Here is a 17,936-nt window from a genome sequence, read left to right as displayed (position 1 = left end):
CCCCGGCAAAAATCCCCACATCCCCCTGTAGGAGCTGCCGCAGGCTGCGATCTCTTGATGTTGGTTGTTAAAAACAAGATCAACCGATCGCCGCCTTCGGCAGCTCCTGCATTGGGGCGTTTTTCAGGTGCTGATGCCGAGGCGTTCGTGCCACTGGGCGAGGGATTCTTCAGGGTAGACGTCGAATTGTTTGTCCTTGGCTTTGGCGTCGACCTCAACCCACGGCGCTTTCGAGCCGAGCATCAGGTGCGTGTGCTCCGGTGGCACGGGCAGCGGCGTATCGATGGCTGAGGCAAATGGATGGATCAGCTCCGGCCACTGCGGGCTGAACAGCCACAGACCGCTGCCGCACAATGAGCAGAAATGCCGTTCGGCGCTGCTGCGATGAGCACGCTTGTCGCCTTCGTCTTTCATCTTCGCGTGGTAGATGGCGATGTTCTTGCGACCGTGAACCTTGAGCGAGGTCGCGTCACCGCCCAGGTTGATCGCGTAGCCACCACCGCCTTGGGTCTTGCGGCAGATCGAGCAGTAGCAACGTTGATAAGGGTAGGGGTGGGCGCTGGTGAGACTGAAGGTGACAGCGCCGCAGTGGCAGGAGCCTTCTAAGTGCATGACGGGGGCCTCCGGTGGGCTGGATGGGTTCGGTTCAGCCTAGAAGAGTTGTGGTGGATGTGTTGCCGCCATCGCGAGCAGGCTCACTCCTACAATTTGAAATGCATTCCCCTGTAGGAGTGAGCCTGCTCGCGATAAACGATAACGCGGTTGCACTGGACGCCCACTCTTCCCCAAGTCAGCATGTCCCCCTAAAAACAGGGATCAAAAACCCATGCGACGACTTCCCTCACTGGCCGCACTGCGCACTTTCGAATGCGCCGCCCGTCACGCGCATTTTGGCCGGGCCGCCGCTGAACTGTGCGTCACCGACAGCGCCGTCAGCCACCAGATCCGCCAGCTCGAAGAACAGCTCGGCGTTTCGCTGTTCATCCGCGAAGGCCGGCAGATTCGCCCGACCATCGCCGCCGGACGCCTGATGCAGAGCCTGCAACAAGCCTTCGAACTGATCGGCGATGCCTGCGATGAACTGCGCGATCCGTCCTCGCTGGCGGTATTGCGCCTGGCCGTCACCGCTGAGCTGGCGCAGAAATGGCTGATGAGTCGTCTCAGCGATTTCTACGCGCGCTACCCGCACATCACCTTGCACCTCTACGAACAACCGATCGACGCCAGCGCCCCCGGCGAAGACATCGACCTGGCGATCACCTACGGCACCGGCCCGGCCGACAGCAGCGCTTATTTCGTGCGGCCTTTGCCGGCGCTGCAGTTCTTCCCGGTGTGCAGCCCCGGCCTGTTCAACCAGGGCACATTGAAAACCCCGAAGGATCTGGCCCGCCACTGCCTGCTGCACGACGACCAGGACGGCAAGACCTGGACCGCCTGGCTGACCAGTCACGCCGGCGATCAACGCCCGCAGCGTCAGTTGTATTTCGCCCATGCAGGTCTGGCGCTGGAAGCCGCGGCGCAAGGGCAGGGCGTGGCGATGGGTGACAACCTCACCGCGCAGGAGGACTTGCAGAGCGGTCGGTTGGTGCGGCCGTTCCCCTGGAGCATGACCGCGCTCGGCCAATACGCGCTGGTGTGTGAGCGCGTGCGGATGGAGCGCCCGGCCGTTGCACAGATGCTTGAGTGGTTCAACGATCAGCTGGCTGATTGATGAGTTGAATTCAACTGTTCCGCAATAATCATCGTTGGCGAGCCCGCCGCCAACGCCCGTACCTTGTGGTCATTCCTATCGCGAAGACGAGGTTTGACCATGGCACGTTTGCTCGACTCCACCCCTAAACACGACGGCTTCCGTCTGCCCGGCGAATTCGAAACCAAGTCCGGCTGCTGGCTCGGCTGGCCGGAGCGCACCGACGTCTGGCGCAACGGCGCCAAGCCGGCGCAGAAAGTCTGGGTGCAGATCGTCACCGCCATCTCCTACAGCGAACCGGTCACCGTTTGCGCCTCGGCCGCGCAATTTGCCACGGCCCGGCGGCAGTTGCCACCGCAAGTGCGCGTCGTGGAAATGACCTGCAACGACACCTGGTTCCGCGACAGCGGCCCGTGCTTTGTGATCAACGACCAGAGCGGCGAAGTACGCGGCGTCGATTTCGAGTTCAATGCTTATGGCGGTCTTGACGGCGGCCTCTACTACCCGTGGGACAAGGACGACCAGATTGCCAGCAAGATCCTCGAAATCGAGCGCTTCGACCGCTACCGCGCACCTTTGATTGCCGAGCTTGGCGGCATTCAGAGCGACGGTCAGGGCAGCATCCTCACCACCGAACAATGCCTGCTCAACCGCAACCGCAACCAGCACTTGGGCAAGGACGAAGTCACTCGCAGGCTCACCGATTACCTCGGCGCCGAACAAGTCATCTGGCTGCCGCGCGGCTGCAAATTCGACGAAACCGATGGCCACGTCGACGACCTCGCCTGTTTCGTCCGTCCCGGCGAAGTGGTACTGCAATGGACCGACAACCGCGACGATCCTCAGTGGGAAATCTACCAAGAGGCCTACGACATTCTGCGCAGCACCCGCGACAGCCGTGGGCGCGAGTTGACCGTGCACAAACTGCCGCAACCGGACGTGCTCGAATGGACCGCCGAGGAAGCCGAAGGCCTCGACCAGCAAGACAGCACCCACACCCGTCAGGCCGGCACGAAAATCTGCGCGTCGTACATCAACTATTACGCCGGCAACAGCTCGATCGTGGTGCCGCTGTTTGGCGATCGTCAGGATCGGGTAGCACTGGCGACCCTTGCCGAACTGTTCCCGCAACACAAGATCGTCGGCATCGAAAACTCCCGGGAAATTCTCCTCGGCGGCGGTAACGTCGCGTGCATCACCATGCCGCAATACGCCGGCACGCCTGTCGACAAGAAGGGAGCGTGACCATGCGCCTGCACAAACTGACTCAAGCGTTATTGCTGGTGCTTGCACCCTTGTGTGTGCAGGCCGCCGACACCGCGAAACCGGTGGTCAACTTGTACATCTGGGGCGAGTACCTGGCCCCGGATACCTTGAAAAACTTCGAGGCGAAAACCGGTATTCATGTGGTCGCCGACCACTTTGATTCACTGGAAACCGTCGAGACCAAACTGCTCACCGGGCGCAGTGGCTACGATCTGGTACTGACCGCAGGCCAGCACCTGTCGCGAGCCATCGAAAGCGGTGCGATTCAGCCGCTGGACAAGGCGCGGGTGCCGCATTTCGCCGGCGTCGGTGAGGAATTCCGTCAGCACATGGCGGTGTTCGATCCGGGCAATCGTTACGCCGGGATCTACGCGTGGGGCACCACGGGTGTGGGCTATCAGGAGGAGGCCGTCAAAAAGCGCTTGCCCGATGCGCCGAAGGACAGCTGGGCGATGTTGTTCGATCCGGCGGTGGTGTCGAAATTCGCCGATTGCGGGGTGAGTCTGCTCAATGATCCGAACGAGGTTTTTGCGGCGGTCATGAAGTACATGGGCCTGGACATCAACCGGCAGAACCTTGACGACCTGAAACTCGCCGAGCAGCAACTGGCGAAGATCCGCCCGTACATTCGCTACTTCGACAATGATTTGAACATCAGCGATCTGGCCAACGGCAATACCTGTGTGGCGATGTCGTGGAACGGCAACGTGGCGATTGCGGCAGGGCAGGCGCAGGCGGCGAACAAGCCGTTCAAACTCAGTTACCGGATTCCGAAAGAGGGCACGTTGATCTGGTTTGACGCGATGGTCATTCCCAAGGACGCCCCGCACCCGCAGGCCGGGCTAGCGCTGATGGATTACTTGATGACGCCGGAAGTCATGGCGCCGATCACCGACACCATTCACTACGCCAATGCGATCACCGCGGCGGATGGTCTGGTCGATGCAGCGATCCGCAATGATCCGGGGACCTACCCCTCGGCCGACGTCAGGGCCACGCTGTACAGCAAAAACGACAACGGCAAAGCCTTCAATCGCGCGTTGATCCGCGCCTTCAGCCGGTTGAAGTCCGGTCTCTAATCCCACATTTGCCCCTGTAGGAGCTGCCGCAGGCTGCGATCTTTTGATCTTGATCTCAAAATCAAAAGATCGCAGCCTGCGGCAGCTCCTACATGTTTGGGTTTTCAGCACAGTGTGAATCGATGCCATCTGACCCACCCCTGAACCCTGTAGGAGTGAGCCTGCTCGCGATGGCGGTGGTTCACTCGATGGGGATGTTGACTGGACTGGCCTCATCGCGAGCAGGCTCACTCCTACAGGGTTCGGTGTAGCAAAAAACCTGTGGGAGCTGGCTTGCCAGCGATCAACGATAACGCGGTCTAAGTCTTGGCAACGCGCCAAAGGTACCAGGCGGCGACGGTTCTGAACGGGCTCCACTTCAACCCGATCTCGATCATCTGCTTGCGCGTCGGCTGCACCTCCAGCCCCTTCAGCCGCCGATAGCCTTCACGCACACCAAAGTCATCGGCCGGCAGGATATCCATGCGCTCAAGGCTGTAGATCAACAGCATTTCCACCGTCCAGCGGCCGACTCCGCGCAGGCTGATCAAGCGTTCGATCAGCGTTTCATCGTCCATCGCCAATGCCGTGGCGTAATCCGGCACCACGCCGTCGAGCGTCGCCTGGGCGATCCCTTGAATCGTGGCAATCTTGCCTGCTGAAAACCCACAACTGCGCATTCGTTCAAAGTCGGTCGCGAGGATTTGTTCCGGGCGTGGAAATGACTGCGACGGAAACAGCCCCACCAGCCGCCCGACAATCGCATCACCGGCCTTGGCATGCAGCTGCTGATAGGCAATCGCCCGCACCAGCGACTCGTACGGATCGCGTGCCGGGTGCGGTTGGTGCAGGCACGGGCCGACAGCGGCAATGTGCCGCTGCCAGTCGGAGTCGAGGCTGGCGAGGTATGCGCTGGCCGCTTGATAGGCGTCGGGCATGCTATTTCAGCAAGCCGTTGACTTCGCCGTAGGTGAAGGCCTTGAGGTCGTGGGTGTCGAGTTTGCCGCTGGCAAGGAAGCTTTTCACCAGCCCGCCCATCGCCCCGTAGAGATATTCAGCGATGCCGGAACCGGCGCTCAAGCGGCGCACACCCAGGGCCTGCAGCTCTTCGGGGGAGGGCAGGCAGGCGAAGCCGAGCACGTTGACCGGCAGCGTCGTGCCTTTGCAGATCGCTTCGATTTCGTAGCCCGAGGTGACCCCGGCGGCGAACAAGCCATCGGCACCGGCGGCCTGATACAGCGCGGCACGGCGCAGGGTTTCGGCGACGCGATCTTCAGCCGGCACCAGGCTTTTCAGATAGACATCGGTGCGCGCATTGATGAACAGCTTGACCGAACGTTCGTCGGCGATTTGCCGCGCCACCTCGATCTTCCGCGCGAGCAACTCCGGCGCGTTGGAACCGTCCTCGATATTGATCCCGACGGCACCCGCCGCAATGACCGCTTCAAGCACCTCGGCGACACGCCCGAGATCATCGGAATAACCGGCCTCGACGTCCACGGTCAACGGCACGCTGATCACCCGGGCAATCGATTCCACCGTGGATACCAGGCGTTCGAGGGGCAGCGTGTTGCCGTCCGGGTAACCGTGGGCCCAGGCCACCGCTGCGCTGCTGGTGGCGACGGCCTGACCACCGAGCTGTTCGACCAGACGCGCGCCAGTGGCGTCGGCGACGTTGGTCAGGATCAACAGGCCTTGCTGGTGCAACTGGTGAAAGCGGGTGTCGAGCGTGCTCATCGAAATTCCTTGTTGTTGATGGGGCAAAAATCGTCAGAAAGCCAATGGTTGAGTGAGCTGTAGCGCGGCGTTTTCCAGCCTCAGCAAGAATGCCTTGCGCGGTTGTCCTCCACCATAGCCGGTCAGCGCGCCGTCCGCGCCAATCACCCGATGACACGGCACGACAATCGACAGCCGATTGTGCCCGTTGGCCAGCCCGACCGCGCGACTCGCGCCGGGTTTGCCCAACCCGGCGGCGATGGCGCCATAAGTGCTGGTGTGACCGTAAGGGATTTGCAGCAGGGCCGCCCATACCTGTCGGGAAAATTCGCTGCCGGGCAAATGCAATGGCACCGTGAATACGTTCAGTTTGCCGGCGAAGTAGGCCGTCAGTTCTTTTTCGATCTGCTGCAGGTGTGCGTTATGCCCTGGCGCGACCGCGTAGCCATAGCGGCTCTGCAATGCTTCAACTTCGCCGGTCAGCGCCGGTCGATCAAGAAACTCCAGCAACACCAATCCACGGCGTTCGGCCATGGCGATCATCGGCCCCAGCGGCGTGGTCAGCCGGGTGAACAGCAGCGGCTCGCTCTGTTCGGCGCGGCCCGGTGTGATGTGGAACGACTTCTGAAAGGCGTCACGAAAACCGCTGAGCGACTCATACCCCGAGTCGAACGCGGCGTGATCAATCGAGGTGCCTTGTCTGATCCCGCCCAGCGCCATGCCCAGCCGCCGGGTACGCAGCCAGGCGTGGAAGGTCATGCCGAAATGCTGCTTGAACCAGCGCCGCAACTTCAGCGGTTCGATGCCTGCGGCGAGCAATTGCGCATCGCTCCAGCGCAGCTCCGGGTCTGCGTCCACAGCGTTGAGCAGGCGCTGCACCCAGTCTGGCGCAATGGCCGCGGCGTCCAGCGGTTTGCAGCGCAGGCAGGCGCGATAACCGGCGGTCAGGCATTCATCGGCGTGCGCGAAGAACTCGACGTTCTCCGGTTTCGGTTTGCGCGCCGTGCAACTGGGGCGACAGAAGATCCCGGTGGTTTTCACGGCCGTGAAGAACACGCCTTCATAGGCAGTGTCGCGTTCGAGCATGGCGCGAACCATCTCGGCGTGGGGCGGCAGGACAGCGGTTTGTATGTTCATGGCATGACTGTAAAAGCAGATTGTCGATGGCTCCACCGAAAAATCGACAGTGAATTTCCATTACCCCTGAACTACCGTGTAGGAGCTGCCGAAGGCTGCGATCTTTTGATCTTGTTTGTATAAATCAAAGTCAAAAGATCGCAGCCTGCGGCGGCTCCTACAGGTTTGTGAGGTGTTGGTTTATGCATCCGTTTTCCATTCAGCGTATTGATCACATTGTTCTGCGTGTGCAAGACCTGCAGCGCAGCATCGAGTTTTACGGTCAGGTGTTCGGTGCCGAGGTGGTCAAGCGCAACGAACCGCTGGGGCTGATCCATCTGCGCGCGGGCAGCTCGATGATCGATCTCGTCGACCTGCAAGGCGAACTCGGCCGCAAGGGCGGCGGGGCGGCCGGTGCCGAGCGGCGCAACGTCGATCACTTCTGCCTGCGCATCGAGCCTTTCGATGAAGCGCAGCTGAGCGCACATTTGCAGTCCTTTGGTCTGAGCGTTGCCAAAGCCGAGTCACGCTTCGGCGCCGAGGGTAAAGGTTTGTCGCTGTATTGCTTGGACCCGGATGGCAATCAGGTCGAACTCAAAGGGCCGCCCGAGGCTTAAGCGCGTTTGGCCATCAACAATACCGAAGCCGCCGCCGACAGCAGCCCCGCGCAGCAACGATTGAATATCCGTTTGCCGCGTGGCTCGGCGAACCAGCGGCGCATGTGCAGGCCCATCCAGGCATAAGCGCTGATGGCAATCCATTCCAGCAGCAGGAACAGCACACCCAGTACGGCGAATTGTGCCGGCACCGGTCGGGCCGGATCGACGAACTGCGGCAGAAATGCGGTGAACAGCAAAATCGCTTTCGGGTTGCCGGCCGCCACCAGAAACTCCTGACGCGCCAAGGCGAAGAAGCCAACGGTCGCCCCCGTCACGTGCTGCTCGGCCTGCGGATCGGCCCGCCATAGTTGCCAGGCCAGATACAGCAAGTACGCCGCGCCAATGATCTTGATCGCATGGAACAGCCATTCCGACGTCTGCAACACCACCGACAGACCGGCGCCGGCCAGCGCGATCATCCCGGCAAACGCCAGAATACGCCCGATGCCCGCCGTGCAGGCGCGGCGAAAACCGTAGCGGGTAGCGTTGCTCACCGACAGCAGGTTATTCGGGCCGGGGGCCATGTTCAGAGCGAAGCAGGCCGGGAGAAACAGGCTGAGGGTGGCGAGATCCATGACGGCACTCCAGAAACGATAAGGCCATTTTTATCACAGCCCACGCGCCGCCAGACCCATACAGTCAGGCCCCGCTGTCGCGGTACAGCGCCCGGCCGTGCAGGACAACGCCGTCGAACTTTTTGCTGACGGCGCAACTCTGAAACAGTCAGAGGGCGAGGGTTTCGTCAGAAAAAGTTATCCAGCCGGTCAGAAATACCGATTGCCGTGTAACATTTGCTCCCTGTTTCAAACATCCCGCACGGCCCCAGGCGGCCCCACCAAGAGCGATCTACATGCAAGCAAAGGCCCGTGAAGTTTATGTGCCACCGGTGCTGCAAGATCTGCGGGCCGGCACTGCCGAACTGCACATCGCACTGGAAAAACGCCTTCCATTTTTCTCCGATACTCTCGATACCCCAGCATTTGTGCAGTTGATGCAGGCTTATTACGGCTTCTATCTACCGCTGGAAGACGCGCTGCTGAGCAGTGGCGCGATTCCCACTGATTTTGATCTGACGCCACGACTCAAGGCGCCAACCTTGCGCGCCGACCTGCATGCCCTGGGCTTGAGCAGCGAGGCGCTGGCACGTCTGCCACAGTGTGAAGACTTGCCCCTGATCAATTCCGCGGCTTGCTGCCTCGGCATACTGTATGTGCTCGAAGGTGCGACGCTGGGCGGGCAGATCCTGCGCCGGGAAATCGCCAGCCGACTCGGCCTGGAAGCCGACAATGGCGCGGCGTTTCTCGATATCTATGGCGCCGCCACTGGCCGCTGCTGGCGCGATTTCATTGAATACCTGAGCCGTCGCCCGATGGATGCGGACGAGCGCAAGGCCGTGGTTGCGGCCGCACACACCACATTCAGCTGTTTCGAGCGCTGGCTCGAAAGCCGGGAGGTACTGGCATGACCCCGCAAGACAAAGAAGCCTTTGAAGAACTGCTGGCCAATTGTGCCGACGAGCCGATTCGCTTCCCCGGCGCGATCCAGCCCCACGGTTTGCTGCTGACCCTGAACGAACCTGCGCTGGAGATCGTTCAGGTCAGCGCCAACGTTGCAGCCCTGCTGGACCGGGAGCCGCTCGGACTGATCGGCCAGCCACTGGCGCAACTGATCGGCGACGCCGAGGCCGCGCAAGTGCGCGAGGCCTTGCTGCAACCGGCATTGTCCGACACGCCGCCGCTGCACTTTCGCCTCAATGGCACGGCGTTCGATGGCTTGCTGCACCGGCATCAGGGCGTGCTGATTCTGGAGCTGGAAATCCACGTCGAAAACTTCCAGCCACGCAATGTCGCCGGCAACCAGACCCATCTGGGGCGCATGCTCCAGCGTCTGCACGCGGCCACCTCGTTGCAGGCGCTGTACGACATCAGCGTCAAGGAAATCCAGGCCATGACCGGTTACGACCGGGTGCTGATCTATCGCTTCGAAGAGGAGGGACACGGCCAGGTGATCGCCGAAGCGTCCGACCCGTCGATGGAAGTGTTCAACGGTCTGTTCTTTCCAGCCTCGGACATTCCCGAGCAGGCCCGCGAGTTGTATCGGACCAATTGGCTGCGGATCATCCCCAATGCCGATTACCAGCCAGTGCCGTTGCTGCCGAAGCTGCGCCCGGACACCGACACACCGCTGGATTTGAGTTTTGCCACCCTGCGCAGCGTGTCGCCGATCCACTGTCAGTACATGAAGAACATGGGCGTGCTGTCGTCGATGAGTATCTCGCTGCTCAAGGGCGACAAGCTCTGGGGCCTGATCAGTTGCGGCAACCGTCAGCCGCTGCACGTGCCGCATGAATTGCGCGCGGCGTGCCAGACCATCGGCCAGGTACTGTCGCTGCAGATCAGCGCGATGGAAGCGCTGGAAATCAGCCGTCAGCGTGAAGAAAAAGTCGAGGCGCTGGCTCTGCTCAATCAAGCGATGATCGATTCGCCGCAAAACGTTTTCGATGGCCTGGCCAACCAGCCGCAAGTGCTTATGGCGCTGAACAACGCCGGTGGTATCGCGATCATTGAAGACAACCAATTGCACCGTTACGGCAACTGCCCGGAGCCTGCGCAGATCCGCGCCCTGCACAAGTGGCTGCAGGACAGCGGCGAGCCGGTGTTCGCCAGTCATAATCTGGCCAGCGTGTATCCACCGGCCGCCGAGTATCAGCAAGTGGCCAGTGGCGTGCTTGCCATGAGCCTGCCCAAACCGGTCGACAACGGCGTGCTGTGGTTCCGCCCCGAGGTCAAAGAGAACATCAACTGGAGCGGTGATCCGCGCAAGCCACTGGACCTGGAAAACTCCGACGCCGGCTTGCGCCTGCGCCCGCGCACCTCGTTTGAAATCTGGAAAGTCGAGATGGCCGGCATCTCCACCAAGTGGAGCCATGGCGATCTGTTCGCCGCCAACGACCTGCGTCGTTCGGCGCTGGAAAACGATCTGGCGCGCCAGGTGTGCCGCGAACAGGAAGCCGTGCGAGCCCGCGATGAACTGGTGGCGGTGGTCTCCCACGACCTGCGCAACCCGATGACCGTGATCTCGATGCTCTGCGGCATGCTGCAGAAGGCGTTCAGCTCCGATGGGCCGCACACCTCGCGGCGCATCTCCACCGCGATCGACACCATGCAGCAGGCGGCCGGGCGCATGAACACGCTGCTCGAAGACTTGCTCGACACCTCGAAGATTGACGCCGGGCGCTACTCCATCACCCCGCAGAAACTCGACGTCGGGCAGATGTTCGAGGAAGCGCAGGCGCTGCTCGCACCGCTGGCGCTGGACAAGGACATCAGCATTTCCTTTGCCGCTGATCCCGATTTGCGCATTCACGCCGATCCGGAGCGGCTGTTTCAAGTGCTGTCGAATCTGGTCGGCAACGCGATCAAGTTCACTCCGCGCCTGGGCACCGTTGGCGTGCATGCCAAATCAGTCGGCGATGAAATCGTTTTCACCGTGCGTGACAGCGGCGAAGGCATCCCCAAAGAGCACCTGCCGCACGTGTTCGACCGTTACTGGACGGTAAAGGAAGGCAATCCCAACGGCACCGGCTTAGGTTTGTACATCACCCAAGGCATCGTCGAAGCCCACGGCGGCCGGATCGTCGCCGAGAGTGAGCCGGGGCAGGGCAGCGAATTCCGCTTCACCGTGCCACGCCTCGACTGACCCCTGCAGGACCTGCCGCAGGATGCGATCTGTTGATCTGATCGTTCCCCCGCTCCGCGTGGGAATGCCTCAACGTACGCTCTGCGTTCGGCTCTGGAAGGGACGCGGAGCGTTCCGGGCTACATTCCCACGCAGAGCGTGGGAACGATCAGGATCAAAGGGGCATTTTCTTTTGATCGTTCCCACGCTCCGCGTGGGAATGCCTCAACGGACGCTCTGCGTTCGGCTCTGGAAGGGACGCGGAGCGTCCCGGGCTACATTCCCACGCAGAGCGTGGGAACGATCAGATCACAGGGGCATTTTCTTCAATACCGGGGATTGGGCGCTCGATACCGTGAGCACCTTGTTCCTCGATTTGAAGCAGGTGTGCGATGAGTCTGATTGTTTCGATGGCGGCGTTTGCGTTGGCGGCGTCGATCACGCCGGGGCCGGTGAATATCGTGGCGTTGAGTTCGGGGGCGCAGTTCGGCTTCCGCGCCAGCCAGCGGCATGTTGCCGGGGCAACATTGGGGTTTGTGTTGTTGCTGGTGTTGATGGGCCTGGGCCTGCACGAGGTTCTGCAACTGTGGCCGTTCATGACCCGCGTGGTGCAACTGGCCGGGGTGGCGTTTCTGCTGTTCATGGCCTGGAAACTGGCCACTGACGACGGGCAATTGAACGCCAAGGATGCCGCGCGGGCGCCGTCGATGCTGTACGGCGCGGTGATGCAGTGGCTCAATCCGAAAGCGTGGCTGGCCTGCGTGGCGGGGATGGGCGCGTTCGTGGCGGATGGCGAGGCGCAGCTGGTCTGGCAGTTTGCAGCGGTGTATCTGGTGATTTGCTATGTGTCGGTCGGCTGTTGGGTGTATGCCGGGACGTTTTTGCGTGGGTATCTGAGCAACGCGGCGGGGATGCGCTGGTTCAATCGGAGCATGGCGCTGTTGCTGGCTGTCAGTGCGATCTACCTGCTGTTCACCTGACCCTGCCACAACCTTTGTGGCGGATCGGTCAGCCGCGATATTGCCCAGGTGTTGCGGCCAGATGCTGTTTGAAGGCCCGCTGAAAGTGCGCCTGATCGGCAAACCCGGCCGCCAGAGCGACGTCGGCAATCAACTGACCGCTGCGCAAACGCTCGCGGGCGAACTGGATGCGCTGATTGACCAGAAACGCATGCGGGGTCATGCCGTAATGCTGCTTGAACGCGCGGATCAGGTACGACGGTGACAGCTGCGCTGCGACGCAGATGTCATCGAGGCTGAGCAGGTCGGTGCAATGTTCGCGGATGAAATCTGCGGCGCGCTCAAGTTTGAAATTAGGTTCGCGCAACGCTTGCCCGGCAGGGTTCAGGTGCAGTTGCAGATCGCTGAAAAACTCCACCGCTGCGCTCTGCTTGCGTAGTACATCCTGTTGCTCGTCGATCAGCACTTGGTAAAGCGCGATCAAGTCGTGAAACAGCGCTGCATCCTGCAGGTGCGTGGCAGAGAACGGTCGAAATTCCAGATCCTTGGCAAAGCCCGACTGATGCTGCAAATCCGTCAGCCACGGCGTCTCGACATACAACATCACGTACGACCACGGCTGATCATCAATCGGATTGCAGGCGTGCACATCGCCGGGGTTCATCAACACCACCGTCCCTGCCGCCACCTCGAATTGCGCATGCTCGTGCACGTAAGTACTGCGCCCGGCAGTAATCGCACCAATCGAGAAGTGCGCGTGGGAATGGCGGGCGTAACAGACTTCGCGGCCATCGGCGATGGCCCGCGCTTCGATGAAGGGCAGGGCGTCGTCGCGCCAGAAGCGCGGGGCTTTTTCAGGGTTTTTGGCGGCAGCGTGTTTCATTGTGATTACTCCCGGCAGGCCAGCGTCCGAGTGTATTAGCTCTGGCCGGCAAAGGCTCGTTCCAGTTCGGCGATGTCGAGTTTTTTCATCTTGAACATGGCCTGCATCGCCCGCTGCGACTTGCTGGTGTCGGCGTCCAGCATCATGTGCATGAACGCCACCGGTACGATCTGCCACGACACGCCGAATTTGTCTTTGAGCCAGCCGCATTGCTGGGCTTCGACCGGGCCACCCTCGGACAGGTTGCCCCAGAAATGGTCGACTTCTTCCTGGTTCTGGCAATTGACCTGAAACGAAATAGCTTCGCTGAACTTGAACATCGGCCCACCGTTGAGGCCGGTAAACGTCTGGCCATCCAGCTCGAAACTGACGGTCATCACCGCACCTTCCGGCTTGCCGTGAAATTCCTGACCGACCTTGCTGTAGTGGGTCAGACCGGTGATTTTCGCGTGATCGAAGATCGAGCAGTAGAACTTCGCCGCCGCTTCGGCCTGATCATCGAACCACAGGCAGGGCGTGAGTTTTTGAAAGCGTTGCATGGCAGTTATCCTCGGCAGGTCAGACACGCTGGACTATCAGCGTAGACAGTCCTTGGTCGACTGGCTGCGCCGTAGATCGACAAGTTGCCGGCTTATCAGAAATCCCAGCGCGCCGTCAGTTGCAGGCTGCGCGGTTCGCCATAGAACCCGGTGCCGAAATTGCCGAGTCCGGTGTAGTAGGTCTTGTCGAAGAGGTTTTTGACGTTGAGCGTAGTGCTCAGGTGGTCGCTGAAGCGGTAGCGTGCCATGGCATCGACCAGGTAATAGCTGTCCTGAGTGATGCGTACGTTCTGGCCGGCATCGGGCTGAAAGACGTTGCCGAAAAATTCGCTCTGCCAACTGATGCCGCCACCCAGGGTCAGATTCTGCCAGACACCGGGCAAGCGATAGCTGCTGAACAGCCGTACCAACTGCTCCGGCGCGGTGGTTTGCAGGATCGATGCATAAACCGGATTGCCCTTGGCATCGCGGGTGTGGTTGTAGGCGTAACCGGCGGAGAGGTTCCAGCCCTCAGCGATTTCGCCGGCCACTTCGAATTCGAAACCTTTGGTCGTCGCACCCTCTACGGCGCGGTACACGGCCTGCGTGTCGAAGCCGCTGACCTGCTCGGCGACGTTGTCCTGCTCGATGCGGAACACGGCAAGACTGGCGTTGAGCCGGCCCTCGAAGTATTCGGCTTTTATCCCCGCTTCATAGCTGTCGCCTTGCACCGGGTCGAGCAACTGGCGCGCGGCGTCCTTGCTCAGTTGCGGTTGATAGATTCGCGTGTAGCTGGTGTACAGCGAGTCCGTGTCGTCGAGGTCGTAGACCGCGCCGGCGTAGGGTGTGACCACGCCGGTCTGGCTATAGCCCTCGCGGACATTGGCGGTGTTCGGGTCGTGATAGTCGAGGTGGTCGCTGGCGCTGAAATCACTGACACGTGCGCCGAGGATCAGCGCCAGATCGTCGCTGGCCTTCAAGCGCGTCGATACGTACGCGCCGGTCTGGCGTTGGCTGATGGCGTCGGTGCCGATCTGCGGGATGTCGGGTTTGGCGAACTCGCCGTGCCAGTCGAAAATGCTGGCGTTCAGCGCCGGATAAACCGAGCCGTACACGGGGTTGTCCTGACGGGTGTTCATCGACATGAACCCGACGATCATCTGATGCTCGCGCCCGAACAGGCTGAACGGCCCGCCGAGGTTGAGATCGATATTGTCCTGCACTTCGTCACCCTTGAATTTGCCCATGTACAGGAACATGCCGTCGCCCGTCAGCGGATCCGGATTGCCGCCACTGGCGGAGCCGAGCAGGGTGTCGTGCTCGCGGTGTTTGCGGTCGTAGCTGAGCTTCAGCGTCCAGTCGCTTTGCAGTTGCCGGGTGAGGGCGGCGAACAGCGTCTGATTGCTGAAATCCCTGCGGCTCCAGTCGGTCGCCGGGTTGAACGAGCGCGGGAAACGAGTCCGCGTACCGTCGCTGTAGAACATCGGGAAACCGGTCCAGCTGGCGCCGCGTGAGCGGGTGTTCTGCTGATCGAAACCTACGGTCAGCAGGGTGTCCGGGGTCAGATCGGCTTCGACGATGGCGTAGGCGATGTCCTTGCTGTTCTGGTAATGATCGGCGTGGGCGCTGCGTTCCTGATGGACGCCAACGAAGCGCGCACGCAGGTTGCCGCTCGTGGTTAACGGGCCGGAGACGTCGGTCTCGCTGCGGTAGTTGTCCCATGAGCCGACGCTGCCGCTCAGTGATGCCTTGAAAGCTTGCGTCGGGCGTTTGCGGATCAGATTGACCGTGGCGGAGGGATCGCCTGAACCGGTCATCAAGCCAGTGGCTCCCTTGATGATTTCGACCCGGTCGAAGGTCGCCATGTCGGTGCTGGTGGTGCCGTAATCGTAGACGCCGTCGTAGTCGGTATTGACCCCGTCGTACTGGAAATTGGTGATCGGCGCACCACGGCTGGAAAACTCCCAACGCTCGCTGTCGTAGTTCTGCACGCTGATGCCCGGCGCGCGGCGCAGCACGTCGGCGATGCCGGTGGCGCCTTGATCGTCGAGTTGCTGGCGAGTGATCACGCTGATCGATTGCGGGGTTTCGCGCAGGGACAGCGCCAGGCCGGTGGCGGAAGAGGTCTGGCCGGTGGTGTAGGCGTGTGTGTCTTCGCTGATGGCACCGAGGGTTTTGCCGTTGATGGTGGTGGCGTCCAGTTGCAGCGGTTCTGCAGTGGCTGCGCTGCGCAAGACATAACCGCCGCCACTTTGTGGCTGGGCTTGCAGGCCGCTGCCCTTGAGAAGAATTTTCAGGGCTTGTTGCGCGGAGTATTCGCCGTGAAGACCGGGGCTGCGCTTGTCGGCGGCCAAGTCGTTGTGGCCGGCGATGAACACGCCGCTCTGTTGCGCGAAGCGGTTAAGCGCTGAAGCCAGTGAGCCGGCAGCGACCGAATAATGCTGCTTCTGCGCCTCTGCTTGCGCAATCGACGCACTCAACCCTGGCACGGCAAATGCCAAGGCCAAGGCGAAACGGGGGCGGGCGAGGGGGCAGCGCAACATGCAGTTTTCCGGGACGCGAGCAACGAAGTGCGGGCTGTTATGGGTTAACCGAATGAACGCGCGAAAAGGGAACCGTGAAGTGAAAAAAACCTCAGGTTTTCGGTCCGACGCTAACCCACCAGTTGAAAGTCTTGTCGACGCGAATCGGCAATGCCGCTTCGAGCAGGCGCAAGGCCTGATCGGTATCCTTGAGCGGGAACGAACCCATCACTGGTAAGTCGGCCACGGCCGGATCGCAATGCAAATGCCCTGGACGGTAGCGGCTGAGCTCTTCGATCAGCTCACCCAGCGGCAGGTTATCCGCCAGCAACAGCCCCTGGCGCCAAGCCTCGCGTGACGGGCTGGCCGTGGTTGCGGTACCCAATCGAGCCATGCTGAATGTCAATTGCTGGCCGGCCTCAACCACTTGAGTCTGGCCTTGCTGGTTGCGTACTTCGACGGCGCCTTCATAGACGTTGAGCAGGGTGTTGCGATCGTTCTGGCAGACGCTGAAGCGCGTGCCCAATGCGCGCATCCGGCCATGTTCGGTGTCCACCAGAAAAGCCCGGCCTGGATCCCTGGCGGTGTCGATCAGCACTTCGCCGGCGCGCAGCAGCAGCAAGCGGCGCGTCGCGTCGAAATGCACATTCAGCGTGCTCAACGCATTGAGCCAGATCCGGCTGCCATCGCTCAGTGTCGTTTCGCGGGTTTCGCCAGTGCCGGTCGACAGGTCGGCACTCAGCCGTTCGATCAGCGGTGTGCTGCGCCAGGCGGCCAAACCGGTCAGCCCGGTCGCGGCAACAATCAGCAGGCCCTTGAGCGATTGTCGGCGACTGATCGAGGTGCGACTGCTGGTCCGCAAGGCGTGGCTGATGGCGTGAGTTTCGCTGTCGCTTTGCAGCGGCGCGAACCTTTGGCCGACGCGTTCGACATAGCTCCAGGCCGCCTGATGCTCAGGGCTTTGTGCCAGCCATGCCTGCCAGCGCAGCTGTTCCTGATCGGCGACCGGCGCGTCATGCAATTGCACGTACCAGTGCGCCGCCTGCTCAAGGCTGGCGTGGCTGAGTTTGTTCATGGCGTTACTCAATCAGCAGGCCGTCGAGTTCGGCCTCAAGAATCGCGCAATGCATCATCGCTTGGGCGAGGTATTTTTTGATCATTCGCTCGCTGACGCCGATCTGTTCGGCGATCAATCGGTAAGGCATGCCGTGCAACTGCGCAAGAATGAACGCTTCACTGACCCGCTGTGGCAGACGCTGAAGCATGGCATCTACCTCGTGCAGGGTTTCAACGATGATCGCCTGCTGCTCGGGGGAGGGCTGCAAGGCTGGCGGGCGGCTGGCGAGGGTGTCCAGCCAGGTCTGTTCCAGTTGCCGACGGCGCCAGTGATCGACGCACAAACCGCGGGCAATGGTTGCCAGATGTGAGCGCTCGTGAACCTGATCAGTGAAGATTTGCGGGCGCTTGAGCACGCGGATGAAGGTGTCATGGGCGAGATCGGCGGCATCCATTGCGTTGCTCAGGCGTCGACGCAATAGCTCGTGCAGCCAGCGGTGGTGGCTGAGGTAGAGATTCTGCACAAGTGAGGAGTCGGCGACCGTCATCAGAGCAAGCGTCCAGAACGACCGTGACCGGTCTAAATGGGAATGGGTCGCGATTAAAACAAAAGGCAGGATAGTGTGCAAATGATATTGGTTTGCTTTTAGCAGTTGGGTTCGAGATTTTTATGAGATGTGGTCGTAATGACTTTGTGTCGAGTCAAAATGACCTGTTTCTTTCTGTGTCAAATTGACTCTTTGCAGTGCGGGTGCCCGGTTTCACTGGTTTAAAAAGCTGGCACAGGATTTGAAGTACTTAACGTACCCATCGAG

The 17,936-nt window shown here is 61.0% G+C and carries 17 protein-coding genes; 7 read left to right on the top strand and 10 right to left on the bottom strand.

Annotation, left to right across the window (positions count from 1 at the left end; all coding sequences use genetic code 11):
* Positions 1-123 precede the first annotated feature (123 nt).
* A complete protein-coding gene (locus AK821_RS15730; RefSeq protein WP_064390520.1) occupies positions 124-612 on the bottom strand; it encodes a GFA family protein in 489 nt (162 codons plus the stop codon).
* Positions 613-826: 214 nt separating this feature from the next.
* Here AK821_RS15730 and AK821_RS15725 point away from each other — a divergent pair, with 214 nt between their 5' ends.
* The 3 genes from AK821_RS15725 to AK821_RS15715 all read left to right on the top strand — a co-directional run bounded on the left by AK821_RS15725 (position 827) and on the right by AK821_RS15715 (position 4,035).
* Positions 827-1,711: a LysR substrate-binding domain-containing protein gene (locus AK821_RS15725; protein ID WP_064390519.1), complete on the top strand. Its 885-nt coding sequence runs from the start codon at positions 827-829 to the stop codon at positions 1,709-1,711.
* Positions 1,712-1,810: 99 nt separating this feature from the next.
* On the top strand, positions 1,811-2,935 hold the full coding sequence (aguA, locus tag AK821_RS15720; protein ID WP_064390518.1) for an agmatine deiminase: 1,125 nt from the start codon (positions 1,811-1,813) through the stop codon (positions 2,933-2,935).
* Between the two features lie 2 nt (positions 2,936-2,937).
* Entirely contained in the window at positions 2,938-4,035 is a 1,098-nt protein-coding gene (locus AK821_RS15715) for an extracellular solute-binding protein (protein WP_064390517.1), read from the top strand.
* Between the two features lie 299 nt (positions 4,036-4,334).
* On the opposite strand, the gene AK821_RS15710 is transcribed toward AK821_RS15715, so the two are convergent.
* The 3 genes from AK821_RS15710 to AK821_RS15700 are packed head-to-tail and all read right to left on the bottom strand — an operon-like array spanning position 4,335 to position 6,867.
* Complete coding sequence (locus AK821_RS15710; protein WP_064390516.1) at positions 4,335-4,952, bottom strand: DNA-3-methyladenine glycosylase family protein; 618 nt, start codon at positions 4,950-4,952, stop codon at positions 4,335-4,337.
* Position 4,953: 1 nt separating this feature from the next.
* A complete protein-coding gene (locus tag AK821_RS15705) occupies positions 4,954-5,751 on the bottom strand; it encodes an isocitrate lyase/PEP mutase family protein (RefSeq protein WP_064390515.1) in 798 nt (265 codons plus the stop codon).
* A gap of 33 nt (positions 5,752-5,784) precedes the next feature.
* Positions 5,785-6,867, bottom strand: a complete 1,083-nt coding sequence (locus AK821_RS15700; RefSeq protein WP_064390514.1) for a bifunctional transcriptional activator/DNA repair enzyme AdaA — start codon at positions 6,865-6,867, stop codon at positions 5,785-5,787.
* Between the two features lie 182 nt (positions 6,868-7,049).
* On the opposite strand from AK821_RS15700, the gene AK821_RS15695 reads away from it, so the two are divergent.
* Positions 7,050-7,463 (top strand): VOC family protein, encoded by a 414-nt coding sequence (locus AK821_RS15695; RefSeq protein WP_064390513.1) that lies wholly within the window; start codon positions 7,050-7,052, stop codon positions 7,461-7,463.
* Here the strand turns inward: AK821_RS15695 and AK821_RS15690 are convergent.
* Entirely contained in the window at positions 7,460-8,080 is a 621-nt protein-coding gene (locus AK821_RS15690) for a LysE family translocator (RefSeq protein ID WP_064390512.1), read from the bottom strand. The two genes, AK821_RS15695 and AK821_RS15690, sit on opposite strands and share 4 nt — an antisense overlap.
* 275 nt (positions 8,081-8,355) lie before the next feature.
* Here AK821_RS15690 and AK821_RS15685 point away from each other — a divergent pair, with 275 nt between their 5' ends.
* From AK821_RS15685 to AK821_RS15675, 3 genes are all read left to right on the top strand, one after another.
* Positions 8,356-8,970 (top strand): biliverdin-producing heme oxygenase, encoded by a 615-nt coding sequence (locus AK821_RS15685; protein WP_064390511.1) that lies wholly within the window; start codon positions 8,356-8,358, stop codon positions 8,968-8,970.
* The gene (locus AK821_RS15680; protein WP_064390510.1) at positions 8,967-11,204 is read left to right on the top strand and encodes an ATP-binding protein; all 2,238 of its coding nucleotides are present in this window, start codon (positions 8,967-8,969) and stop codon (positions 11,202-11,204) included. Before AK821_RS15685 ends, AK821_RS15680 begins: the two co-directional genes overlap by 4 nt.
* Before the next feature lie 371 nt (positions 11,205-11,575).
* Complete coding sequence (locus AK821_RS15675) at positions 11,576-12,163, top strand: LysE family translocator (protein WP_064390509.1); 588 nt, start codon at positions 11,576-11,578, stop codon at positions 12,161-12,163.
* Between the two features lie 28 nt (positions 12,164-12,191).
* Here AK821_RS15675 and AK821_RS15670 read toward each other — a convergent pair whose 3' ends face one another.
* The 5 genes from AK821_RS15670 to AK821_RS15650 all read right to left on the bottom strand — a co-directional run bounded on the left by AK821_RS15670 (position 12,192) and on the right by AK821_RS15650 (position 17,669).
* Entirely contained in the window at positions 12,192-13,025 is an 834-nt protein-coding gene (locus AK821_RS15670; RefSeq protein ID WP_064390508.1) for an AraC family transcriptional regulator, read from the bottom strand.
* Positions 13,026-13,060: 35 nt separating this feature from the next.
* Positions 13,061-13,564: a VOC family protein gene (locus AK821_RS15665; RefSeq protein ID WP_064390507.1), complete on the bottom strand. Its 504-nt coding sequence runs from the start codon at positions 13,562-13,564 to the stop codon at positions 13,061-13,063.
* Between the two features lie 95 nt (positions 13,565-13,659).
* Entirely contained in the window at positions 13,660-16,086 is a 2,427-nt protein-coding gene (locus tag AK821_RS15660; RefSeq protein WP_064390506.1) for a TonB-dependent siderophore receptor, read from the bottom strand.
* Between the two features lie 91 nt (positions 16,087-16,177).
* A complete protein-coding gene (locus AK821_RS15655; protein WP_064390505.1) occupies positions 16,178-17,140 on the bottom strand; it encodes a FecR domain-containing protein in 963 nt (320 codons plus the stop codon).
* A gap of 4 nt (positions 17,141-17,144) precedes the next feature.
* Complete coding sequence (locus AK821_RS15650; protein WP_064390504.1) at positions 17,145-17,669, bottom strand: sigma-70 family RNA polymerase sigma factor; 525 nt, start codon at positions 17,667-17,669, stop codon at positions 17,145-17,147.
* Between the last annotated feature and the right edge of the window lie 267 nt (positions 17,670-17,936).

The organism is Pseudomonas sp. RIT-PI-r (assembly GCF_001297015.1).
Taxonomy (GTDB): Bacteria; Pseudomonadota; Gammaproteobacteria; order Pseudomonadales; family Pseudomonadaceae; genus Aquipseudomonas.
Note: the sequence above shows the minus strand (reverse complement) of the source record. Positions and strands in the feature narration are given on the sequence as shown.